Source organism: Pseudomonas asuensis, from assembly GCF_014646755.1.
Lineage (GTDB): Bacteria > Pseudomonadota > Gammaproteobacteria > Pseudomonadales > Pseudomonadaceae > Chryseomonas > Chryseomonas asuensis.
On the sequence record NZ_BMNW01000012.1, the window covers coordinates 84,972 to 109,104 of the forward strand.

The window sequence follows — 24,133 nt, forward strand, 5'->3', positions numbered from 1 at the left end:
CGTTAACCATTAAAAGCATCGTTCAGCAGTTTTTCCTGCTGCTCGGCATGCATCGAAGCATAACCAACTGCCGGTGCAGCGGAGGCATCACGTCCTGCGTACTTAAGGCCAATCTCAGGCTTAAGCGCTGAAATGACACGACGCATATGATGCTGACTGCAATACCAAGCACCCTGGTTCATGGGCTCTTCCTGACACCAGACGATATCCGTTAGATTGCTATAGGCAGACATGACGTCTGTCAGGTCATCCTCAGGGAACGGATAGAGCTGTTCGATGCGCACGATCGCAGTGTCCTCACGGCCTTCAGTACGACGCTTATCCAGGAGGTCGTAATAGACCTTGCCGCTACACATGACCAGACGCGTTACCTTCTGCGGATCGATTGCATCGATTTCCGGAATGACCGTCTGGAAAGAGCCTTCAGCCAAATCTTCCAGGGTCGAAATGGCAAGCTTGTGGCGCAGCAACGACTTAGGCGTCAGAACTACGAGCGGCTTACGCAGTGGACGAATAACCTGACGGCGAAGCAGATGATAGATCTGGGCTGGCGTGGTTGGTACGCAGACCTGAATATTCTGCTCGGCACATAGCTGCAGGTAACGTTCCAAGCGAGCGGACGAATGCTCAGGACCTTGCCCTTCGTAACCGTGAGGCAACAGCATTGTCAGGCCACAGAGGCGGCCCCACTTGATTTCGCCGCTGGTAATAAACTGGTCGACTACAACCTGAGCTCCGTTGGCAAAGTCACCAAACTGCGCTTCCCAGATAACCAGGGCATTTGGCGTAGTAGTGGCATAGCCATACTCAAAGGCCAACACAGCCTCTTCAGACAACAAAGAGTCATATATTTCAAAGCTTGGCTGCTCTTCACTCAAGTGCTGCAGCGGAACGTACGGCACACCATCCTTCTGATTATGAAGAACAGCATGACGATGCGAGAACGTACCGCGACCAACATCCTGACCAGTAATACGCACTGGATGACCTTCATGCAACAACGTTGCATAGGCCATGGTCTCTGCGTAGCCCCAGTTGATTGGAAGCCCACCGGCACTCATCTTCTGACGGTCTTCCAGAATCTTGCCAACTTGACGTTGCACAACCAGGCCTTCCGGCAGTTGCAGCAACTTGTTGGACAACTCCTGCAGCGTCTTTAGATCAAAGCGAGTGTCATGACGTGCCGTCCAGGCATGGCCCAAATAAGGACGCCAATCAACAAACAAGCCCTTGTTAGGCTCTTTGACCAGACTTTCTACCACATGGCGACCTTCGTCCAGTGCACTGCGATAGTTTTCGAACTGAGCCTGCACCTGCTCGGCGCTCATTACCCCAGCCTGTACTAGCGAATCGGCATAGAGATCGCGCGTTGTACGCTGCTTGGCAATTTGCTGATACATCAGCGGCTGAGTACCGCTAGGTTCGTCAGCCTCGTTGTGACCACGGCGACGGTAGCAAACGAGATCAATTACCACGTCACGCTTAAAGTGCATACGGTAATCAACGGCCAGCTGTGTCACGAAGAGCACCGCTTCTGGATCATCACCATTCACATGGAAGATAGGCGCCTGCACCATTTTTGCAACATCGGTCGCATACTCGGTGGAACGAGCGTCTTCCTGGCGGTTGGTGGTAAAGCCCACCTGGTTGTTGATGATGATATGCAGCGTACCACCGGTCTTGTAAGCCCGGGTCTGGGACATCTGCAGGGTTTCCATTACCACACCCTGGCCAGCGAATGCCGCGTCACCATGAATGGAGATCGGAACCACCTTATCGCCGGACTTATCGCTACGGCGATCTTGACGCGCACGTACCGACCCTTCGACCACTGGAGAAACGATCTCCAAATGAGATGGGTTGAAAGCCAGCGCCAGGTGAACCTCTCCACCTTCAGTCATTACGTTAGAGGAAAACCCCTGATGGTATTTCACATCGCCAGAGCCCAGCTCAACGATTTTCTTACCTTCGAACTCATCAAAAAGATCGCGCGGGTTCTTACCAAGCGTATTAACCAGTACATTCAAGCGGCCACGGTGGGCCATACCGATTACGATTTCCTGAGCACCGTAAGATCCAGAGCGCTGAATGATCTCATCAATCAGGGGGATCAGACTTTCTCCACCCTCCAAACCAAAGCGCTTAGTGCCTGGATACTTAGTACCCAGATACTTTTCCAACCCTTCTGCAGCCGTTAGGCGTTCAAGCAGATGTGTCTTGGCTTCAGTAGAATACTGGGGGCTCCCACGAACACTCTCCAGACGCTGGAGGAACCAGCGACGCTCTTCAGAATCCACGATATGCATGAACTCTGCGCCAACAGTGCGGCAATATGTCTCTTGCAGAGCATCCCGTATTTCCCGCAGAGTTGCCTCTTCTTTACCGAGGTACAACTCGCCGGTACGGAACGTCGTATCGAGATCTGCTTCAGTCAATCCATAATGATTGAGTGATAGATCGGCAGGCGCCTGGCGCTGCCATAACCCCAGCGGATCCAGACTTGCAGCCTGATGGCCGCGCATACGATAGGCCTGAATAAGGCGCAAAACTTCGACTTGCTTTTTCTCATGCTCGCTACTGACTGTACCTGCTGAAACAGGCTGAGCACGACGTTGATTCTTTGCCAAGAGAACAAAGTGATCGCGAATCGCTGAGTGCGATACGTCAGGGGAGAAATTACCGTCCGCAGGAAGCTTCTGGAAATAGGAGCGCCATTCCTCTGGAACGGCATTGGGATCGTGCAGATAGAGCTCATAGAGCTCTTCGACATAGGAGGCATTCCCACCTGATAGGTGAGCGCTTTCCCACATCCGCTGCATAACGCTTTCGTGCATTTAAGTCACCCCTCGGTCAGGGACAACACCATCGAGTCATACTGCGCGCCAGAAAGCAATACAGCATTCATTGATGTCCGGGCACCAGCCCGGTTGCCCCTAATATATATTCAATCAACCAGCAGAGCCCAAGCCTTGCAGGTCGCTTTAGAGCACCGACAAAGGATTCTGTTCCTTTGCCGGTGCAAACCGCTATTAAGTACCGCTCTGGAGCAGCATGCTACGAACATGACCGATTGCTTTCGTTGGGTTCAATCCCTTCGGGCACACCGTTACGCAGTTCATGATAGAACGGCAACGGAAGACACTGAAGGGATCATCCATGGCAGCAAGGCGCTCCTGCGTATGTGTATCACGGCTGTCTGCCAAGAAACGATAGGCTTGCAACAGTGCTGCAGGGCCTAGGAACTTGTCAGGATTCCACCAGAAGGACGGGCAAGACGTAGAGCAGCATGCACACAGGATACACTCATACAGACCATCAAGCTTTTCGCGCTCTTCAGGCGTTTGTAGGCGCTCGATAGCAGGTGCAGGCGTCTCATTTTGTAGATAGGGCTGAACCTTCTCATACTGCTTATAGAAGATGCTCATATCTACAACAAGGTCACGAATAACAGGCAAGCCGGGCAAAGGCCGAACAACCAGCTTATTGCCTTTGACAACGCTCGACAGCGGTGTAATGCATGCCAGGCCATTTTGACCATTGATATTCATACCATCGGAGCCGCAAACGCCCTCACGGCAAGAACGACGGTAGGAGAATGTAACATCCTGCTCTTTGATCAGAGCCAGAATGTCGAGAACCATCAGATCCTTACCACCGGTCTCGATCTGAAATTCCTGCATGAAAGGAAGTTCATCCTTCTCAGGGTTGTAGCGGTAAACACTGACTTGCAACATAACGGCAAACCTCAGTATGTACGAACTTTAGGTTCGAACGTAGGAACTGTCTTCGGAGAGAAGTTGACAGCGCGTTTAGTGACACGCTTGTCTTCTGGGAAGTACAAGGTATGGCAGAGCCAGTTCTCGTCGTCCCGCTCTTCAAAATCTTCGCGAGCATGCGCTCCACGACTTTCCTTGCGGGTTTCCGCTGCAATAGCAGTGGCTTCAGCAACTTCCAAAAGGTTCTGTAGCTCGAGTGCTTCGATACGGGCCGTGTTGAATGCCTGGCTCTTGTCTGCAATCTTCACGTTTGCGATTCGCTCGCGCAGCTCAGCGAGCTGTGCGATACCCTTCTGCATGTATTCGCCCGTGCGGAATACACCGAAGAAGTTCTGCATGCAGCTCTGAAGCTCTTTACGCAGAGGCGCAACGTCCTCTCCAGTGCTGCGCTCATTAACGCCAGAAATACGAGCCAAAGACTGCTCGATATCACTAGCACTGGCGTCACGATGTTCAACGCCCTCTTTCAATGCTTTTTCCAGGTGCAGTCCTGCTGCACGACCAAAGACTACAAGGTCAAGCAGGGAGTTGCCACCCAGACGGTTTGCACCGTGAACTGACACGCAGGCTACTTCGCCTACAGCGAACAGCCCCTCAATAATCGTGTCATTACCATTAGCATCCTGCGTGATGGCCTGACCATGAATATTGGTAGCGACACCACCCATCATATAGTGACAGGTTGGAATAACCGGAATAGGCGCCTTGACCGGATCCACGTGTGCAAATGTCTTGGACAGCTCACAAATGCCTGGCAAACGGCCATGGAGTACTTCTTCGCCCAGGTGATCAAGCTTCAACAGTACATGATCGGCGTCTGGACCACAGCCATTGCCCGCAATGATCTCCTTGATCATGGACCGAGCAACAACGTCTCGTCCAGCCAAGTCTTTAGCATTAGGCGCATAACGCTCCATGAAGCGCTCGCCATGCTTATTGATGAGGTAACCACCCTCACCACGGCAGCCCTCAGTCACCAGCACGCCTGCACCGGCAATACCTGTCGGGTGGAACTGCCACATCTCGATATCTTGAACCGGTACGCCTGCACGCAGTGCCATACCGATACCGTCGCCGGTATTGATCAGCGCGTTGGTGGTAGAGGCATAGATGCGCCCAGCACCGCCGGTAGCTAGAACAGTAGCCTTGGAGCGGATATAGACAGTCTCACCCGTTTCGATACAGACCGCGATGATTCCAACAATGGAGCCATCCTGATTCTTTACCAGATCAACTGCGTACCACTCGTTCAGGAAGACCGTATTGTTCTTCAGGTTGCCCTGATAAAGGGTATGCAGAAGGGCATGACCCGTACGGTCAGCCGCGGCACACGTACGAGCCGCCTGGCCACCCTTACCATAGTCCTTGGACTGCCCACCAAAAGGACGCTGATAGATACGACCTGTTTCCGTACGAGAGAACGGAAGCCCCATATGCTCCAGCTCGAAGACCGCTTCAGGGCCTACTGAGCACATGTATTCGATGGCATCCTGGTCACCAATGTAATCCGACCCCTTTACGGTGTCGTACATGTGCCAACGCCAGTCGTCATTTGGATCAGCCGAAGCGATGGCACAAGTAATGCCGCCTTGGGCAGATACTGTATGCGAGCGAGTTGGAAAAACCTTAGTGACAACGGCCGTCTTGTGACCTGATTGGGCCAACTGCAGCGCTGCACGCATGCCTGCGCCGCCGCCACCCACAATGATGGCATCAAAAGAAAGAGTACGAATACTGGACATGACTCACACACCCCAAAGAATCTGGACGCCCCAGACAAACAAGGCGAACATGGCGACACCGCATACAGCCTGGAACAGGAAACGCGCCGTTGTAGCGCCCTTGCCCAAGGCCATGGGAGTCAGATAGTCGGTAGAAATGGTCCACATGCCTACCCAGGCGTGAACTCCAACCGAGACCAAGGCAAGCAAGCTGAAAATTCGCATCCAGCCATTGCTATACAGACTATGCCATTGCTCAAACGACATATCGGGGTGAAGTACGACATATCCAAGTAAGAAAAGCGTATAAACCGCAAGAATCACAGCGGATACGCGCTGAGCCATCCAGTCATAAAGACCTGAGCGCGAGAAGTTAGTGACGCTAGTTACCATACCCAGACCCCCACCAGAACGATCAGCACCGCAGATACAATCAATACGATCTGGGAGCCCAATTTGCCGCCTTGCAATGTTTCACCCACACCCATGTCCATAATTAAATGGCGCACGCCTGCTACTAGGTGATACAGCAATGCGGACAACACGGCCCAAATCACGAGCTTAACCAACGGATACGCCAGGAACGCTTTCACCCGAGCAAATCCATCTTCGGAACTCAGCGACAGGTCGAGCCCATAAAGCAGCGCGGCAAGGCCGATGAAGAGGATAACGCCAGAAATACGGTGAAGGATCGAGGTGTAAGCTGTGATAGGGAGTTTTATGGTCCTGAGGTCTAGATTTACAGGTCGTTTACTATTCACGGCTTCTTTCACACTGAGAGCCCAAAGTTGCCGGGCTAGTTATTGGGAATTGCTTTAATAGACATCCATTACTGGATTGACAACCGCACTGGAGAGGCACACAGCCTGAGGCGGTCGGCCATGAAGTATAGACAGTTAGGCTGCTCATGACAACGCACCAATCCCATACAAATAGACTAATGTCGCTGCCCTAAACGGCGCTCAATAGTGTAAGTTATGAGCACATTTGAAACCTAAGTAATTATTGGCGCAATATGTTCGTAAATTGACTTTCAAATGATTGCCTCTATAGTGGCCATGGCCCTGCGTGGGGGTTGTATAAATGATTTCAAGCATAAATAAGGAGGCCTTAATGGCTGACAAGAAAGCGCAGCTAATCATTGAGGGCGCAGACCCGGTACAGCTGCCCGTAATGTCTGGAACACTCGGACCTGATGTTGTCGATGTTCGTAACCTTACGAACGCAGGCGTTTTCACGTTCGATCCAGGCTTTATGTCGACGGCCTCCTGTGAATCGAAAATCACATACATTGATGGCGATAACGGTGTTCTTCTGCATCGCGGCTACCCCATCGAACAACTGGCAGAGAAGTCTGACTACCTTGAGACTTGTTACCTTTTGCTAAAAGGTGAATTGCCTAATGAAGAACAAAAGCAGACGTTTGTAAGCACTATCAAGAACCACACCATGGTTCACGAGCAACTCAAGACCTTTTTCAACGGCTTCCGTCGTGACGCACATCCCATGGCTATCATGTGCGGCGTAGTCGGTGCGCTTTCTGCCTTCTATCATGACTCACTGGATATTCAGGACCCGCATCATCGCGAAATTTCCGCAATGCGCCTGATTGCCAAGATGCCAACGCTAGCCGCCATGGTTTATAAATACTCCATGGGCCAACCGATGATGTATCCCGACAACCGCCTGGGATACGCAGAAAACTTCCTTCACATGATGTTCAATACACCCTGTGAAGTTAAGCCGATCAGTCCGGTTCTCGCGAAGGCGATGGACAAAATCTTCATCCTGCATGCCGATCACGAGCAAAACGCTTCCACCTCAACGGTTCGCCTGGCAGGCTCTTCGGGTGCAAACCCATTTGCCTGCATTGCAGCCGGTATCGCAGCACTCTGGGGCCCTGCCCATGGCGGCGCAAACGAAGCAGTATTGCGGATGCTGGATGAGATTGGTGACGTTAGCAATATTGATAAGTTTGTGGCCAAGGCTAAAGACAAAAATGATCCATTCAAACTAATGGGCTTTGGCCATCGCGTTTATAAGAACTTTGACCCTCGCGCCAAAGTTATGAAGCAAACGTGTGACGAAGTGCTTGCTGAACTTGGCATTAATGACCCACAACTTGAGCTCGCCATGCAATTAGAGGAACTTGCGCGTAAAGATCCTTACTTTATTGAGAGAAATCTTTACCCCAATGTTGACTTCTACTCAGGCATTATCCTAAAAGCCATCGGCATCCCTACCAGCATGTTTACTGTTATCTTTGCTCTTGCGAGAACAGTAGGCTGGATTTCCCATTGGCAGGAAATGCTTTCTGGACCTTATAAAATTGGACGTCCTCGTCAGCTTTATACCGGCCCAATTAAGCGCGACATTGATCCCATTACTAATCGCTAATAAAAAAAGCCCCGCAAGGGGCTTTTTTTATTAATCAATAAACATAAAAAAGCCCGCATCGTAAGATGCGGGCTTTTTACTAGACAGTAATTAATTACTGCTTAGCTTGAGCCTCAACTTCAGCCTCTACGCGACGGTTAACAGCGCGGCCAGCTTCAGTGGAGTTATCAGCAACAGGACGGCTCTCACCGTAACCTACAGCATTTACGCGATCGCCGGAAACGCCGTACTGGTTAACCAGAACGTTACGAACAGCGTTTGCACGACGCTCGGACAGACGCTGGTTGTAAGCATCAGTACCAACGGAGTCAGTGTGACCCTCTACAGTAGTAGAAGTCTGTGGGTACTGCTGCATGAAGTCAGCCAGGTTCTTAATATCACCATAGCTTTCTGGCTTCACAGCAGCCTTGTCGAAGTCAAACTTCACGTCCAGTTCAACGCGAACAACTTCTGCAACAGCCGGGCAGCCATTAGCATCAACAGTTACGTTAGCTGGAGTATTTGGGCACTGGTCAACGTTATCGCAAACACCATCGCCGTCAGAGTCGGTGCATACGTCAGCAACCGGCTCCGGTGCAGGTGCAGCTTCTTGACGACGGGAAGAACCGCCGAAGTTCACACCCACACCAACTACAGCAGACCATTCACCCTGGTCATCGTCAATGTTGTAGTTGCCTTCCAGGCCGCCACGAGCGTACAGGTTCTCAGTGAAGTAGTACTTCAGACCTGCACCTACGTTAGCGAAGGTAGTGTGGTTGCGGCCATGATGATCAGCATGTGCATCAGTCAGAGACTGGTGGGCGAAACCACCGGAAACGTAAGGACGCAGACCTACACCAGGAGTACCCCAGTGGTAGTAGGCATCAAGAGCAGCGAGGCTACCATGAATCTTCTTGTGGCCTTCATCGCGATCACCACGTACGTCGTGGTACTCACCATAGGACAGCGCCAGCTCGACGTCGTCAGTCAGGAAGTAACCCACCGAACCGCCATACAGGTTGGCATTGCTCATGTCACGCTGGCTGTCGGTGAAGTAGCGCTTGCCAAACAGCTCGCCTTCTACCGCGCCTTGACCCTGAGCCATCGCGCTCAGAGAAGAAGCGGCGACCAGGGAGCCAATGACGACGCCTAAGGTGCTCTTCAATTTCATCCTATGTATCCCCATCTTAATGATATTAGTATTCCGGCAATCTCCGGAGGCTTTGACAACAAGTTTTTCAGAAGTTCATAAAAAACAGGGGGCTAGGATGTTACCTAACCCTCAACTTCCTCTGCGAACTTGCCACGCAGCTTATCTAGTGCCCGCTTATAACGCATCTTGGTAGCACTGAGCCCCATATGCATGATGTCTGCAATTTCCTGGAACTCGAGCTCCGCCACAAAGCGTAACACCAGAATCTCACGATCAATTTGGTTCACATGGGCCAGCCAGCGATCCAAACCACCCCGCTCTTCTAACCCTGGTGCCTTTTCATCCGAGGCCTCTTCAATCGGCTCCAGACTCAGGGCATCTACCAGACGACGTTTACGCCGCTCCTTCCGGTACTGGGTTATGCACTCATTGTACGTAATGCTATAGAGCCAGGTCTTAAACTTTGACTTACCCTCAAAGTTTTTAAGTCCATACAGCACCTTTAGCATGACCTCCTGACAGACATCATCTGCATCACGGTCGTTCCCCAGATAACGCGCACATACGTTGAACAGCGTGCGCTGGTAGCGCCGCATTAGCTCTTCGTAAGCACGCGTCACATGAAACAACTCAGTATGTGCACGCTGCACCAGCTCTTCATCGGTGAGCTGGCGGGGGTCATAGGCTGTAGACAAGGTTTCGTTCAAAGCGGACGGTGCCGGACTGCCGTTCAATGGGCGGCATGATATCCATCTCACAGCTCGCTGTCGGCAACTTTTTCACTTGTTAGCGAGCCTTTACACGCTGATCGAGAAGGCGTTTGTTCGAAATCGATATTAGCTCATCATCCGCTGTAAGCAGCAGTGTTTTCACCGTGCCTATCTCTTCAATAACCCCTTCAACCTCATCGACCTGTACGACTTGACCCACTTCGAAAATTTCTCGTACATAGATTCCAGCCAAAATCTGGCCGACTAGATCACGACTACCCAAACCCAATGCCAATGCAGCTGCAAGGCCAAGCGACCCCAGCACAATAGCAATGACGGTATTGAGCAGCTCGGTCTTTATTTCAAGTTGTCCGATAGCTACAGAGATACTGATAATAATGACCAGCGCCTGAGCGACCCGCCCAAGACCGGCAGAATAGTCAAGCCCGACACCCTCGGCAGCGCCATGGACGATGCCGTTGACTAACTGCGCCAGCAGTACACCTATGACCAGAACCAGAGCGGCACCAAAGACCTTAGGTAAATACAAGGCCATGACATCAAGCGTAGACGAAACACGCTGAAGACCAAGCGACTCTGCAGCAGACACCAGAAACACCAGCAGAATGAACCAGTAGACGATACGCCCAATAAGCGTACTAACGGGTACCTTGATGCCTACCCGGGCAAGCATCTTGGTCAGCCCGGTCCCGGTCATCAGCCTGTCCAGACCCAATTTCGCTAACAGCTTGGAAAGAAGATGATCAAGCAGTTTCGCAAAAAAGAACCCTAGGATGACAACCAGCAAAGCACCCAGAAGGTTGGGAATGAAGCCCGCCACCTTGCTCCATAATGTCGTCATCGCTGACAGCAGGCTTTGCGTCCAGATATCAAATTCCATGATTACTCGGCTTGTTTGGAAGAAGAACGAGCTCTACGAGAAGAGCCACACACAGGCTTAACATGTCCTGAGCCATTATTGATGGCCATCAGGACAGCCGATCCCCAGCGCCCCATCAACCCGAACAGATCGCCTGCGCCCACCTGCCGGTTGGCGGTCTTTAGGACGCGGTCCAGTCTGTCGTACTCAGTCGGAGCCTCGGCTCTGGACCTCAGCATATCTTTTAATGATTCTTCGAAAGGATCAGGCATAGCGCACCTCTCACCACTTTCATGCTAGACGGCTGTCCAAAACAGCAAGTCACACTTACAACCATCGCAGCCGCCGGAAGAGCCACCACTGAAACAGCGCAATCAATAGAATGCCGGCACATGCCACAACAAACCCCAGAGAAAAGTCCGACCCAGGAATTCCCCCCACATTCATACCTAGCAAACCTGTCACGAAGCTCATAGGTAGAAAGAAACCGGTAATGATGGCAAGCAAATACATGGTGCGATTAGTCCGCTCAGCCACACTGCGCTGCTCCACTTCCTGCAAGAAACTTACTCGCTCACGCATAAGCTCAAGCTCCTCCAGGTTTCGAGTCAAACTATTGTGAAGCTCACTCCAGTACTCTGCATCACCCTCAGCTACCAGCCAGGCTGGCTTCTGACGTAACAGATCAGAATAAATTTCACGTTGTGGAGCCAGATAGCGCTTGAGACTGGCGACGCGCCTGCGTAAACCTAGAATCAAATTATGCTCAGGCAAGTCCGTTTCGTCTGCCTCTACTCGCTCCTCTATCTCATCGAGCTGTTCAGCAAGCTCAACAACCAGCGTATCAACGCGACTCGTCATGTAGGTCGCGAGCTGAAGAATGAGCGCTCGGGCGTTTTCAGCGCCCACACCTGCTTCAAGATCCTCCTGAATTTCTGCGGCGGCCTTGAGAGGCCTTAACCGTATGGAAAAGACACGCTGGGCCTCGACATAAACACGCAGCGACACCATATCCTCAGGCACAGCATTGGGATTTAGATTTACACCACGCAGAAAAAGAAGAAGGCTCTCGCTACTTAAAGGAACAATGCGAGGACGGGTTGCCTCCTCCAATAAAAGGTCACAGGCAAACTCATTCAAACCGCTGGACTGACGAAGCCACTGCTGCGCCTCAGGTACGCCTCTGTCCCAATGCAGCCACAGGGTCTCCTCGGGCTGGAGATCAAGAATATCCAGCTCGTTGCGCTGAATACGGCGGGCGCCACCTCGTCCATTTAACACATAGCCATATACGAGACCGCGTTCGTTACCACTTTCGTAATCCTGCATTACAGACTCTCGTTACCCTTTATTCGCCCGGCATCTCCAGCCGCTTTGACGAGACAACAATGCCGTTATTGTCAGCGTATAGGTAATGCCCCACCTCAAAGGTCACCCCTCCAAAGGCAAGAGGAACATCACGCTGACCTACCCCGTGCTTCTCAGATTTTTTAGGATACGAAGCCAATGCTTGAATACCCAAACCCGTCTCAGCCAACACATCCACATCCCGGACACACCCATAGATCACAATACCGGCCCAGCCATTGGCTGCAGCCTTCTCAGCCAGCATATCGCCCAATAGCGCACAGCGCATGGAGCCGCCGCCATCTACTACCAGGACCTTTCCGGTGCCGTCTTCTTCTACTCTCTCTTTTACGAGCGAATTATCTTCAAAGCACTTAATCGTGACAATTTGACCACCAAACGAATCGTAGCTACCAAAGTTACTAAAGAGCGGCTCTACGACCTGAACCAGGTCAGGATAAGCATCACAGAGGTCAGGCGTTATGTAGCGCATGAAGGAGCCCTCAAGAATATTAAACGTCAACACCGATACGATCTTGCTCATACGCAGGATCAAGCAGCCTCAACCCGGTGCAATGAGCGTTAACCGCTCTACCTGTATGCAAGTCGAACTCAAAACCATGCTTCGGGCATCGCACTAAGTCTGGCGTTATGGCGCCTTGAAAAAGCGATGCACCCTGATGAGGACACCTATCTTCAAACAGGATGTGTTTGCCATGAGCAACAACGAGTACGACGGGCACTCCCCTGACAAGGAAACGCTGTCGATACCCCTCTTCAAGATTTAACAACCTTTCAAGCGGAACGAACATAAGCTCTCCCAACACCATAACCCGCTACGTATCGGGCCTTGAGTGAGGCCAGGACGATTATTCAATCAGCTCGATACTAGGTGCAACGTCCTGCCCCTGGGAAGTGTTTTCAATAGCCTTCAGCCACTGCGTAATCAGTCCGCTAAAATGTTGATGAGCCTCTCGAGCCATAAAGGGAGATCCATAGCTCATGACGGCTTCGCGAGAAAGGGCATGACCTAATGATATGAACTCCTTTTGCTGGGCCCCGAAACGGTTAAATAATGCTTGGCATGCCTCAGCATTCACCTGGGGATCATTGGTGGCTGCCAGGCTAAGCACAGGCATGGAAAGCGAAGATAGTCGTGATAATAAATGCTCTCGCTCAGAACGATCTTTACCAAATATCCGCTCCTCCTGAAGCCCCTTTAATAAAGCCTTTGGCTCATCTTCAGGACCGACGCCTACTCCGCAGCCGGAGATAATCGCGCGCATCTTCTCGCGCCATGACAGAAGACTCCAAAGCCGATCAGAGGCCGCCACCCCCAACAATCCCAATGACCTGACTGAGCGCTCAGTTAACCATTCGTTTAGCAACCCTAAAATGACAGCAAGTCCGCCCTGGCCATGCCCTATCCAATGACTGGCCAGCCCAGACTGCTCTTCTACAAAAGCAGCAATCGCCGGGAGATCATGGTGTGCATAATCAGACAGTTGATTATTCCTGTACTCAAGATTGCGCGGTGAGCAACCATGGCCGCGCATCTCGGCAATCCAGACATCGAACCCGGCATCAACAAGTTCAATGCCCAGCCCGGATCCTCTTGGGGCATACCAAGTAAAACGGTTACCAAAGGCACCATGAACAAGAATGACGGGAGGCCTGTAAGGAGTCTGCTGATGCAGCCGCCCTAGACGCGTTAGAGACAGCTCAACACTATGGTCAGGACTGTTATTGGGTTTGAGAAGATAGACGTCTTCGATTAAGTCCCCGTAAAGCTCGGCGCGCACGAGCGCAACAGGGAAAAGCTGACTACTGCTTTGCATGATTACCGTTACATAAAAAGGCGGGGTTGCCCCCGCCTGTGAATGACGCGCTATTTTAAGCCTGTCCCTCTGCCAAGAAGAACCATGTATCGAGCACCGAGTCTGGATTGAGCGACACGCTTTCGATTCCCTGCTCCATTAACCACCTGGCGAGGTCTGGGTGATCAGAGGGGCCTTGACCGCAAATACCAATGTATTTACCCGCCCTGTTACAGGCTGCAATGGCCTGAGCCAAGAGCTTTTTGACCGCCGGATTACGCTCATCGAAAAGATGAGCAATGATGCCAGAGTCACGATCTAGCCCCAGCGTCAATTGAGTCATGTCATTGGAGCCAATGGAGAAGCCATCAAAGTACTCAAGGAACTCATCCGCCAAAATGGCATTCGAGGGCAGCTCGCACATCATAATGACGCGCAAACCGTTTTCACCCCGCTTAAGCCCATAAGCGCCCAACAGATCAATGACTTGAGCGGCTTCTTCGAGGGTACGAACGAAAGGAACCATGAGCTCGACGTTGGTCAGCCCCATCTCGTTGCGCACTTTTTTCATGGCGCGGCATTCAAGCTCGAAGCAATCCCGGAAAGACTCGCTGATATAACGAGAAGCACCGCGGAACCCCAGCATCGGGTTTTCTTCTTCAGGCTCGTAGAGCTTGCCACCAATCAGGTTGGCGTACTCGTTGGATTTGAAGTCGGATAAGCGAACGATAACCTTCTTTGGCCAGAACGCTGCAGCCAGCGTACTAACGCCTTCGACCAACTTTTCGACATAGAACCCAACCGGGTCACTGTAGCCAGCCGTACGCTTGTCGACATTTTCCTTGATGTCGAGCGGCAGGCTGTCGTAATTGAGTAATGCCTTGGGATGCACACCAATCATGCGATTGATGATGAACTCAAGACGCGCCAATCCAACCCCGGCATTGGGCAGCTGCGCAAAGTCGAATGCACGATCAGGATTGCCAACATTCATCATGATCTTGAACGGCAGATCAGGCATAGCGTCTACCGAGCTCTGACGAATATCAAAGTCCAGCTCGCCTTCATAGATCAGGCCGGCATCACCTTCCGCACAGGAAACGGTTACGGTTTGTCCGTCACGAAGACGTTCTGTGGCATTGCCACATCCAACCACAGCCGGAATACCTAGCTCACGAGCAATAATGGCAGCGTGGCAGGTCCGGCCGCCGCGGTTAGTCACGATAGCGCTGGCGCGCTTCATGACTGGCTCCCAGTCTGGGTCGGTCATATCGGAAACCAGCACATCACCAGGCATAACACGGTCCATTTCGGAGACGTCGCGAATAACCTTGACCGGACCGGCGCCGATACGCTGTCCGATTGAACGACCTTCAACGATAACCTGACCTTTTTCCTTGAGTAGGTAGCGCTCCATAACGGTTGCACTGGCACGGCTTTTGACGGTTTCAGGGCGCGCCTGGACGATATAAAGCTTGCCATCGTCTCCATCTTTAGCCCATTCGATATCCATTGGGCGGCCGTAGTGCTTTTCAATGATAAGAGCCTGCTTGGCAAGCTCAGCTACCTCATCATCAGTAATACTGAAGCGGGCACGATCAGCAGCGTCAACATCAACGGTTTTGACAGAGCGCCCAGCCCTGGCCTCCTCGCCGTAGACCATTTTGATAGCCTTGCTACCAAGATTTCGACGAAGAATTGCAGGGCGCCCCGCTTCCAGCGTGGATTTATGCACATAGAATTCGTCAGGGTTGACCGCCCCTTGTACCACTGTCTCGCCCAGGCCATAAGCGCCGGTAATAAAGACCACATCCCGGAAACCCGACTCGGTATCAAGCGTAAACATAACGCCTGCCGCGCCTGTTTCAGAGCGGACCATGCGTTGCACCCCTGCCGACAACGCAACAAGCTTATGATCAAAGCCTTGGTGTACGCGGTAAGCAATGGCACGGTCATTGAAAAGCGAAGCGAACACTTCTTTGGTCGCCCGGATGACGTTATCTACACCACGTATATTCAGGAAGGTTTCCTGCTGGCCGGCAAAGGAAGCATCCGGCAAATCCTCTGCTGTAGCGGAAGACCGTACGGCAACAGCCAGATTGTCGTTTCCCGCTGACAGCTGTGCAAAGGCCGTTCGGATCTCAGCGTCCAGTCGAGTTGGAAATTCGGCATCCATGATCCATTGTCGGATTTCAGCACCCGTTTTAGCCAACGCGTTTACGTCGTCTACATTGAGCGCGTCCAAAGCAGCGTGGATACGGTCGTTCAGCCCACTTTGCTCGAGGAAATCCCGGTAAGCCTGTGCAGTTGTAGCAAAACCGCCAGGAACCGAAACACCTGCGCTCGCCAGGTTACTGATCATCTCGCCAAGGGATGCGTTTTTGCCGCCCACGTGCTCAACATCGTGCACCCCGAGTTTATCCAGGGAAACTACGTACTCGTCCAAGGTGATCTCTCCATATTTGTATTTGTGGGAAAGCTCGTACGCAACTGGCACGTTTACATTAGGTCTTTACTCCAGAAACGGTAGAATTCGATTTATCTGCCTACTAATAAGCTCCAGGCATTATTGAAAGGTTGTCGGTTTGCCGGCAGCCTTTACAGCACACCTTACGATAAGACCAAACACCACTGCCTCGGGAGTTTCACCCTGATGAAACGAACCGCCTTCTTTATCTCTGACGGTACCGGCATTACAGCCGAAACCCTCGGTCAAAGCTTACTCGCTCAATTCGAGAACATCAGCTTTACAAAACTTACCCGGCCGTACATCGATACCGTTGAAAAAGCCCGGGCCATGGTACAGCAAATCAACTACGCCGCCGTTTCGGACGGCGCGCGACCCATTATTTTCGACACCATCGTCAATCGGGAAATACGTGCGATTCTCGACCAGTCGAATGGATTCATGATTGACATCTTTTCTACTTTTTTATCCCCGCTTGAGCAGGAGTTAGGTGCTGAATCGTCGTATTCGGTCGGTAAATCACACTCTATGATGCATAACGCTAATTACATGCAGCGTATCGAGGCCGTGAATTTTGCCCTGGAAAACGACGATGGCGCGCGTACGCAACACTACGACAAGGCCGATTTGATTTTGGTCGGTGTTTCCAGGTGCGGCAAAACGCCCACCTGCCTTTACATGGCGCTCCAGTTTGGAATTCGGGCAGCCAACTACCCTTTAACGGAAGAAGACATGGAGCGCTTGCAGCTCCCTGCCTCTCTCAAGGCACATAAGAACAAGCTGTTCGGCCTAACGATTGATCCAGACCGCCTATCCGCAATTCGGCACGAGCGCCGTCCTAACAGCCGCTATGCCAGCTTTGCCCAATGCGAATTTGAAGTCAGGGAGGTGGAAAGCCTGTTTCGACGGGAAAATATTCCCTCTATCGACTCAACCCATTTTTCCGTTGAGGAAATAGCGGCCAAGATACTGGTAGAGAAAGGCGTCGAGCGTCGCCTGAAGTAATTCAGCCCTGCACCTTTGCAGACCTTACTGGTTTAGAAAGGGGCCCATGTTAGAATGCGCCCTTTTGACTTACGCGATGTGCCAGAAACCTGTAATGGGTGGCACATGCCTGGCCCTGCATTAGCTTGATGAAATCTGTAATTTATCTACTGTTTAGCTTGCCCCTGCTATGGTGCACCTTGTGCTTTTCGGCAGAGAAGCGAATCTATGGCTTACACGAGCATGCGTATTTGCCAGAGTTGAATATACATCTCAAGGCAAAACTTGATACAGGTGCGGAGACAGCTTCCCTGAGCGCACATCGTATCCACACGTTTACGCGTAACGGGGAGCAATGGGTACGCTTCTCCCTGGCCATTGATCAGGCACATGACCTTACGCTGGAGCGTCCGTTGCTACGCGTAAGCCACATTAAGCGTCGTCATGCAGACCATACACCGGGGGTCGAGCCCAAGATGCATACCAGTCGCCCTGTTATTCCAATGGTAATTTGCATGGGAAAGCAGAGGCATACGATTGAGGTCAATCTCACGGATCGTAGCCACTTCGATTATCCCCTGCTGATTGGCAGCAAGGCGCTCAGGCGCTATGACGCCCTGATCGACGTTTCCCGCTCTTATATAGCCGGTACTCCGGCATGCCCTATTTGAAAGTCGAGTAACCTGCATGCGCTCCATCAACCTGCATCTAAAGATACTTATTGCCGTTCTGGTTCTACTCGGCGCGTCCATTACTGCTTACCAGATTTTTGGGCTGGGCATCCCGATCACGCAAGACGAAACGGATGAGTTATGGAGTATCGATGCCAAGGTAACGTTTACTGCCACGCCTCATGTGCCGGTCAAGGTACAACTGTTCGTACCACCCTTGACGCAAGGCTACGTCAGCCTTAATGAGAGCTTCGTCTCAAATAATTACGGCGTTAACGTCAGTCGCGTTGAAGGCAACCGTCAGCTGACCTGGTCCGCACGACGCGCTAAAGGTGACCAGACCCTGTACTACCGCCTGGTCATGACAAAACGGTTTGGAAGCGACAAGCCGCGCGAGGAAAAGGGGGCTATCACTCGCGACCCCATAGTGCTTCCCGAGGGCCCTGAGCGTCTGGCTGCCGAGGCTTTGGTGGCACCTATTCGCCAACACTCAGCCGACGTGGAAACGTTCATCAGCGAAGCCATCAGGCGCGTCAATAACGTTAACGACGACAACGTAAAGCTGCTACTCAATGGCGATACCAGCACCTCCAAGCGCGCGCAGATTGTTGACCTACTAGTTTCACTGGCACGCGTTCCACTGGAAAAGGTTCACACCCTGCGCCTTGCTGCGCATATCCAGCAAAACCCGGAACTTTGGTTGCGCAGCTATAACGGCAAGGACTGGATTTATTTCAATCCCGAAACAGGTGAGCGTGGACTGCCTTCCGATCGCATGATCTGGTGGAGTGGTGATGGCCAGCTACTGACCCTGGATGGCGGTCGCAAGGCTAACGTGACCTTCACATTGGACAGCAGCCAGATGAATGCTATTCGTCTGGCTCAACTGACGAATTCAAGTGTCGAGACGGCCTTCATGGACTACTCCTTGTACGGCCTGCCCCTTCAGACACAGCAGACCTACCAGACGATGATTATGATTCCGCTTGGCGTACTCGTGATTCTGGTGCTGCGAAATCTGATCGGCCTGCAAACACTTGGCACCTTTACCCCTGTACTGATTGCACTGGCTTTCCGCGAGACAGGCCTGCAATGGGGCATTGGGTTATTTACAGTAATCACTGCAATGGGCCTCTCACTGCGATCCTACCTTGAGCATCTGCGCCTGCAGATGCTGCCGCGCCTGTCCGTTGTGCTGACGTTCGTAGTCGTAATGATTGCAGCCATTAGCCTGTTCAGTCACAAACTAGGTCTGGAAAGCGGGCTTTCAGTTGCACTCTTCCCCATGGTGATTCTGACCATGACTATCGAACGACTCTCGATTACGTGGGAGGAGCGTGGCGCCAATCATGCTCTCAAGGTCGCCATTGGCACGCTGTTCGCCGGTTCGCTGGCTTATCTTCTAATGAAGATTCCACAATTGGTGTACTTTGTATTTACGTTCCCAGCCGTCTTGTTGATTCTCGTGGGCTTTATGCTGGCAATGGGCCGTTATCGCGGCTACCGCCTGACCGAGCTTGTTCGTTTCAAGGCTCTGCTGAAGGAAGACTGACATGTTCGGCCTGATCAAAACATGGAAGGCGCTTTCAGCTCGCGGGATCATGGGTATCAATCGGCGTAACGCCGATTATGTACTCAAGTACAACAAGCGCAGCCTATATCCTGTTGTAGACGACAAGATCCTGACCAAGCAGAGAGCAATCGAGGCAGGCATTAATGTCCCCGATTTGTACGGGATCATCTCGACGGAGCACGATATAGGGAAGATCGACACTATTATCGAGCAGCACCAGGACTTTGTAGTTAAACCGGCACAAGGTGCAGGCGGCGATGGAATCCTGGTTATTGCCGACCGTTTCGAAGGCCGCCTGAAAACAGTGTCCGGCAAGATCGTCAGCCGATCGGATATGGAGTATCACATTTCCAGCATCCTTTCAGGCCTCTATTCACTCGGCGGACACAGGGATCGGGTGCTGATCGAATACCGTGTCATTCCTGACGAGCTGTTTCGTAACATCAGTTATGAGGGCGTGCCGGACATTCGTATCATTGTCCTGATGGGGTATCCGGTCATGGCCATGCTACGCTTGCCGACGCGGCAGTCCGGGGGCAAGGCCAATCTGCACCAAGGCGCTATTGGCGTGGGCGTAGACCTGGCAACCGGGCTCACGCTTCGTGGTACGTGGCTGAATGCCAAGATCGAAAAGCATCCGGATACAGCCCACCCGGTAGACGGTGTACAACTGCCGGACTGGGATGGGTTTATGCGCCTGGCCGCTTCCTGCTATGAGCTGTCTGGGCTAGGTTACATTGGTGTCGATATGGTACTCGACAAGGATAAAGGCCCCTTGATTCTTGAGCTTAATGCACGGCCTGGCCTGAATATTCAAATTGCCAATGACAGCGGTCTTACCTTGCGGGCCCAAGCGGTAGAAGCCCGCCTCGCCGAGATGCAGGCCCAGGGTATCGTTGAAACTGCAGAAGAGCGCGTGGCCTTTTCTCAAGGCTTGTTTGGCCACGTCTCTCGACCCACAGCGACTCTCTAGACAGACATGTGTACCTGCACGCTCTATTCTCTTCCCTATCAAGCGGATCCTGGTGATTTTTTCGAGCGTATCCGTAAGGCGGACGGCGCCATTCTGCTGGATTCAGGCAGACCTGTAGCCACTCGTGGACGATATGACCTGCTTAGCGCCTGGCCACTGGAAAATCTCGTTCCAGCACCGCAAGAGTCAGGCAATGCTTTTTTCGATCGCCTTCGTCGAGCACTTGCCACGCTCGGCAAGGCACAGCTTCCCGCCGGGGTAGATCTGCCTTTTGCGGGCGGTATCATGGGTTATCTGAACTACGACTTTGGCCGCCGCCTGGAGCGTCTTCCCACTCAGGCCCAGGATGACCTGATGCTGCCTGATGCCCGGTTAGGCTTGTATGGCTGGGCGTTAATTACCGATCATGAACTGCAGACCAGTCAGCTGGTATTTCACCCAACATTAAGTAAGGCTGAATGCTCGCGCCTGACTGATCTCTTTACCCAGCCGATTACTTCAAGCCAAAGCGTGCCGTTCCGTCTTGAAGGGCCTTTTCAGGCAAATCTGACTAAAGAGCACTATCGGAAGCAAATCGAGCGGACTCAAGCCTATATCACGGCTGGAGATTGCTACCAAATCAATTTCACCCAGCGCTTCCAGGCACCCTGCTCAGGCTCAGACTGGCATGCCTATCGTGCACTGCGAGCCGCCTGCCCTACCCCCTTTTCCGGTTACCTGCCGATCGAAGGGGGCGCTATTCTCAGCCATTCGCCCGAGCGCTTCATTCAAGTGCGTAATGGACACGTGGAAACACGGCCTATCAAAGGCACACGACCACGAAGCCTGAATCCAGCAGAGGATGCAGCACTCGCAGACGCGCTATTAGCCAGCCCCAAAGACCGCGCTGAAAACGTGATGATTGTTGATCTCTTGCGCAACGATTTAGGTCGTAGCTGTCGAGTTGGCTCAGTAAAGGTTCCTGAGTTATTTACTTTGGAAAGCTACCCCAATGTGCATCACCTGGTTAGCAGCGTGACGGGTGAGTTGGCAGCTAATTGCGATGTATTCGATCTGTTGGCCGGAAGTTTTCCAGGAGGCTCAATCACGGGGGCTCCCAAGATCCGGGCAATGGAAATCATTGATGAGCTGGAGCCAACTCGTCGCTCTATCTATTGTGGGTCCCTGCTCTATATCGATGTACGAGGCGAAATGGATAGCTCCATCGCCATTCGCAGTGTTCTGATCAAAGATGGCATGGCCAGTTGTTGGGGGGGAGGAGCGATCGTCAGGGATTCAGAGTGGCAGGATGAATACGACGAGTCGGTTGCCAAAGTACGCGTACTGTTGAGCACCCTGGAAGCACAGGTGCTGACGAATGGCGCTACGCCGTGCAGCCCAGACGGGGCTTTGTTACCATGCTCGCCTTGACTTATTAGCGCTGGAGCCTTGTCATGTCACTTGATCTGGACCGCATCAATGCCGAGTTCGCCAATCAGCCAGAGCAGCTCGTTGCCTGGGCATTGAGCCTTGGCAAGCCGGCTATCTGCACAACCAACTTTCGTCCGTTTGAGGCGGTTATTCTTCACATGGTAACGCGGGTGAAGCCCGACATTCCTGTGGTATGGATGGACAATGGCTACAATACCGAAGCGACTTATCGCTTTGCCGATGAGGTTACCCGGGCACTAGACCTGAACCTGATCACTTATCTGCCCAAGCGGTCCCGAGCTCATCGCGAAGCGATTGACGGTCCTGTACCTGGACTGGACGACCCGCGTCATGACGCATTTACCGAAGAAGTAAAGCTTGAGCCGTTTGCTCGCGCACTGCGTGAGATGGCTCCCAGCGTCTGGTTTACTGCATTGCGCGCAAGCGACACCGCTGTACGTGCACAGATGCAGCCGGTCAGCATCAATCAGGACGGTCTAATCAAAGTTGCCCCTCTACTGAGCTGGACGTCTAAAGACCTGTACCAGTATTTAGTCGAGCATAACCTGCCAAACAACTTCGACTACTTCGACCCTACCAAGGGCGAAGAGAATCGTGAATGCGGTTTGCATACCCAGCACTGATAAAGCGAAAAGCCACTCCAGCGGAGTGGCTTTTTTTATACGGCAGGGTTCAGGAGGACGAGGCAGTCTTGAGCGAGAGGCGGCGCTCTAGCTGGTTATACACAACCCATGTCATCAGAAGGCCTATGCACAGTACGCCTGCCAGGAAATACAGGCCGGACGATAGCGTACCAGTGTAGGTTTTAAGTGCACCGATACCAAACGGCCCAATATAGCCACCCAGATTTCCTACCGAGTTAATCAATGCAATAGCAGCGGCAGCACTGGCACCCGAGAAAAAGCGACCCGGCAAAGTCCAAAAGACCGCTGTACAGGAAAACAGACTAAAGGCAGCCAGGCACAGAGCACCTAATTGCAGGGCCGGTGCACTCAAATAGGCGCTGAAAAAGAACCCTATGGCACCTAGTGCATAGAGAACGGCCAGGTGCCCGTAGCGATCATTCAGACGATCCGAACTGCGTGGAATCAATAAAAGCCCGATGGCACCGAACAGGTAAGGCACTGAGGATACAAACCCGGTCATGATATCGCTTCCGCCAAACTGATGAATCAGTGTTGGCAGCCAGAGGCCCAAACCATAAATACTCAAAGTCACTGGCAGATAAAACAGGGCTAGCAGCAGAACGCGCTTGTCTTTAAGTGCATGAAGCGGATTGCCATGACTGGTCTGACCATACTCCTGCGAATCTTTTTCAAGCTCATTTGCCAGCCAGCTCTTTTCATCGGCAGATAGCCATTTCACTTTGGCCGGATCATCCGGGAGAAAGCGCAGGGTCGGCCATGCCAGTAGAACCGCAGGCGTACCGATAATGATGAATAGCCATTGCCAGCCATGCAGCCCCATCACACCATCCATGCCTAGGAGCGCCCCGGAAAGCGGCCCCGTTACCATCATGGCGATAGGTTGGGAAAGAATGAAAAAGCCCAGGATCTTGCCGCGATGGCGTATTGGATACCATTGCGTGATGTAGAACAGAACCCCAGGAAAAAATCCCGCCTCGGCGACACCCAGCAGAAACCTCATTACATAGAAACTAGTCGGCCCCTGGATAAACGCCATACCAATGGTAATCGCGCCCCATGTAATCAAAATCCGGGCAAACCAACGGCGGGCCCCAAACCGTGTCAGGAACAGGTTACTGGGTACTTCGAACAAAAAGTAACCAATAAAAAACAACCCTGCCCCCATCCCATAAGCTGCATCGCTGATGCCAATGTCAGCACCCATATGCAGCTTGGCAAACCCAACAGCGGAACGGTCTACATAAGCCACAAGATACAACAAGATAAGGAAAGGAATGAGTTTGAGTGTAATGAGGCGGATCAGCCGCATTTCTGGGCTCATAGCCAAGTCTCCGATTGTTTTTGTTATGTACGACCTGAGAGTAACAGCCGCACTGGGTGATATGGACTATAAAGTAATACTTTTTACTCAACAACACTTCACACAAAAGCTTATTAAGTCTAAATTCTGACCAATGCTTACGTTTAGTATGACAAATAAGAGTCAACAATATGCCTGAAAAGAAAACCACCCTGCGCTCGGCCCAGTGGTTTGGCAATGCCGACAAGAACGGCTTTATGTACCGCAGCTGGATGAAGAACCAGGGTATCCCGGACCATGAGTTTCA

22 protein-coding genes are annotated in these 24,133 nt (G+C 52.1%); 7 read left to right on the forward strand and 15 right to left on the reverse strand.

From position 1 onward, the window contains the following. Positions 1-2: 2 nt before the first annotated feature. The 5 genes from IEX86_RS21000 to sdhC all read right to left on the reverse strand — a co-directional run bounded on the left by IEX86_RS21000 (position 3) and on the right by sdhC (position 6,270). The gene (locus tag IEX86_RS21000) at positions 3-2,834 is read right to left on the reverse strand and encodes a 2-oxoglutarate dehydrogenase E1 component (RefSeq protein WP_188868105.1); all 2,832 of its coding nucleotides are present in this window, start codon (positions 2,832-2,834) and stop codon (positions 3-5) included. Between the two features lie 195 nt (positions 2,835-3,029). Next, positions 3,030-3,734: a succinate dehydrogenase iron-sulfur subunit gene (locus IEX86_RS21005; protein ID WP_010797804.1), complete on the reverse strand. Its 705-nt coding sequence runs from the start codon at positions 3,732-3,734 to the stop codon at positions 3,030-3,032. Positions 3,735-3,745: 11 nt separating this feature from the next. Then, complete coding sequence (gene sdhA, locus IEX86_RS21010) at positions 3,746-5,518, reverse strand: succinate dehydrogenase flavoprotein subunit (RefSeq protein WP_188868106.1); 1,773 nt, start codon at positions 5,516-5,518, stop codon at positions 3,746-3,748. Positions 5,519-5,521: 3 nt separating this feature from the next. Further along, positions 5,522-5,890 carry a succinate dehydrogenase, hydrophobic membrane anchor protein gene (gene sdhD, locus IEX86_RS21015; protein WP_188868107.1) on the reverse strand — a complete coding sequence of 123 codons (369 nt, stop codon included), beginning with the start codon at positions 5,888-5,890 and terminating at the stop codon, positions 5,522-5,524. Next, positions 5,884-6,270 carry a succinate dehydrogenase, cytochrome b556 subunit gene (gene sdhC, locus IEX86_RS21020; RefSeq protein WP_188868108.1) on the reverse strand — a complete coding sequence of 129 codons (387 nt, stop codon included), beginning with the start codon at positions 6,268-6,270 and terminating at the stop codon, positions 5,884-5,886. The genes sdhD and sdhC overlap by 7 nt, the downstream gene beginning before the upstream one ends. Positions 6,271-6,610: 340 nt before the next feature. Between sdhC and gltA the strand changes: the two genes are divergently transcribed. Continuing rightward, positions 6,611-7,894, forward strand: coding sequence for a citrate synthase (gene gltA, locus IEX86_RS21025; protein WP_188868109.1), 1,284 nt, complete (start codon positions 6,611-6,613; stop codon positions 7,892-7,894). A gap of 94 nt (positions 7,895-7,988) precedes the next feature. Here the strand turns inward: gltA and IEX86_RS21030 are convergent, their stop codons facing one another. The 9 genes from IEX86_RS21030 to ppsA all read right to left on the reverse strand — a co-directional run bounded on the left by IEX86_RS21030 (position 7,989) and on the right by ppsA (position 16,226). Next, complete coding sequence (locus IEX86_RS21030) at positions 7,989-9,044, reverse strand: OmpA family protein (RefSeq protein ID WP_188868110.1); 1,056 nt, start codon at positions 9,042-9,044, stop codon at positions 7,989-7,991. 104 nt (positions 9,045-9,148) lie between these two features. Beyond that, positions 9,149-9,733, reverse strand: a complete 585-nt coding sequence (gene sigX / locus IEX86_RS21035; RefSeq protein WP_188868111.1) for an RNA polymerase sigma factor SigX — start codon at positions 9,731-9,733, stop codon at positions 9,149-9,151. A gap of 79 nt (positions 9,734-9,812) precedes the next feature. Next, complete coding sequence (locus tag IEX86_RS21040) at positions 9,813-10,637, reverse strand: mechanosensitive ion channel family protein (RefSeq protein WP_188868112.1); 825 nt, start codon at positions 10,635-10,637, stop codon at positions 9,813-9,815. A gap of 2 nt (positions 10,638-10,639) precedes the next feature. Beyond that, positions 10,640-10,888, reverse strand: a complete 249-nt coding sequence (locus IEX86_RS21045) for a CrfX protein (protein ID WP_188868113.1) — start codon at positions 10,886-10,888, stop codon at positions 10,640-10,642. 55 nt (positions 10,889-10,943) lie between these two features. Then, positions 10,944-11,945, reverse strand: a complete 1,002-nt coding sequence (gene cmaX, locus IEX86_RS21050; RefSeq protein ID WP_188868114.1) for a divalent cation transporter CmaX — start codon at positions 11,943-11,945, stop codon at positions 10,944-10,946. Between the two features lie 19 nt (positions 11,946-11,964). Continuing rightward, on the reverse strand, positions 11,965-12,456 hold the full coding sequence (gene rraA, locus IEX86_RS21055) for a ribonuclease E activity regulator RraA (RefSeq protein ID WP_188868127.1): 492 nt from the start codon (positions 12,454-12,456) through the stop codon (positions 11,965-11,967). A gap of 19 nt (positions 12,457-12,475) precedes the next feature. Beyond that, a complete protein-coding gene (locus IEX86_RS21060; protein WP_308423909.1) occupies positions 12,476-12,793 on the reverse strand; it encodes a Rieske (2Fe-2S) protein in 318 nt (105 codons plus the stop codon). 39 nt (positions 12,794-12,832) lie between these two features. Then, positions 12,833-13,801 (reverse strand): alpha/beta hydrolase, encoded by a 969-nt coding sequence (locus IEX86_RS21065; RefSeq protein WP_188868116.1) that lies wholly within the window; start codon positions 13,799-13,801, stop codon positions 12,833-12,835. A gap of 55 nt (positions 13,802-13,856) precedes the next feature. After that, on the reverse strand, positions 13,857-16,226 hold the full coding sequence (gene ppsA / locus IEX86_RS21070) for a phosphoenolpyruvate synthase (RefSeq protein ID WP_188868117.1): 2,370 nt from the start codon (positions 16,224-16,226) through the stop codon (positions 13,857-13,859). Positions 16,227-16,433: 207 nt separating this feature from the next. Between ppsA and ppsR the strand changes: the two genes are divergently transcribed. The 6 genes from ppsR to IEX86_RS21100 all read left to right on the forward strand — a co-directional run bounded on the left by ppsR (position 16,434) and on the right by IEX86_RS21100 (position 22,502). Beyond that, positions 16,434-17,252 (forward strand): posphoenolpyruvate synthetase regulatory kinase/phosphorylase PpsR, encoded by an 819-nt coding sequence (gene ppsR, locus IEX86_RS21075; RefSeq protein WP_188868118.1) that lies wholly within the window; start codon positions 16,434-16,436, stop codon positions 17,250-17,252. A gap of 128 nt (positions 17,253-17,380) precedes the next feature. After that, positions 17,381-17,902, forward strand: a complete 522-nt coding sequence (locus IEX86_RS21080) for an ATP-dependent zinc protease family protein (protein ID WP_188868119.1) — start codon at positions 17,381-17,383, stop codon at positions 17,900-17,902. A gap of 16 nt (positions 17,903-17,918) precedes the next feature. Continuing rightward, positions 17,919-19,454 carry an osmotic stress tolerance membrane protein RloB gene (gene rloB / locus IEX86_RS21085; protein WP_188868120.1) on the forward strand — a complete coding sequence of 512 codons (1,536 nt, stop codon included), beginning with the start codon at positions 17,919-17,921 and terminating at the stop codon, positions 19,452-19,454. Between the two features lies 1 nt (position 19,455). Continuing rightward, a complete protein-coding gene (locus IEX86_RS21090; RefSeq protein WP_188868121.1) occupies positions 19,456-20,448 on the forward strand; it encodes an alpha-L-glutamate ligase-like protein in 993 nt (330 codons plus the stop codon). A gap of 6 nt (positions 20,449-20,454) precedes the next feature. Then, the gene (gene pabB, locus IEX86_RS21095; RefSeq protein WP_188868122.1) at positions 20,455-21,858 is read left to right on the forward strand and encodes an aminodeoxychorismate synthase component I; all 1,404 of its coding nucleotides are present in this window, start codon (positions 20,455-20,457) and stop codon (positions 21,856-21,858) included. A gap of 23 nt (positions 21,859-21,881) precedes the next feature. After that, positions 21,882-22,502, forward strand: a complete 621-nt coding sequence (locus IEX86_RS21100; RefSeq protein WP_188868123.1) for a phosphoadenosine phosphosulfate reductase domain-containing protein — start codon at positions 21,882-21,884, stop codon at positions 22,500-22,502. A gap of 49 nt (positions 22,503-22,551) precedes the next feature. On the opposite strand, the gene IEX86_RS21105 is transcribed toward IEX86_RS21100, so the two are convergent. Next, the gene (locus IEX86_RS21105; RefSeq protein WP_188868124.1) at positions 22,552-23,847 is read right to left on the reverse strand and encodes an MFS transporter; all 1,296 of its coding nucleotides are present in this window, start codon (positions 23,845-23,847) and stop codon (positions 22,552-22,554) included. Positions 23,848-24,133: the final 286 nt, after the last annotated feature.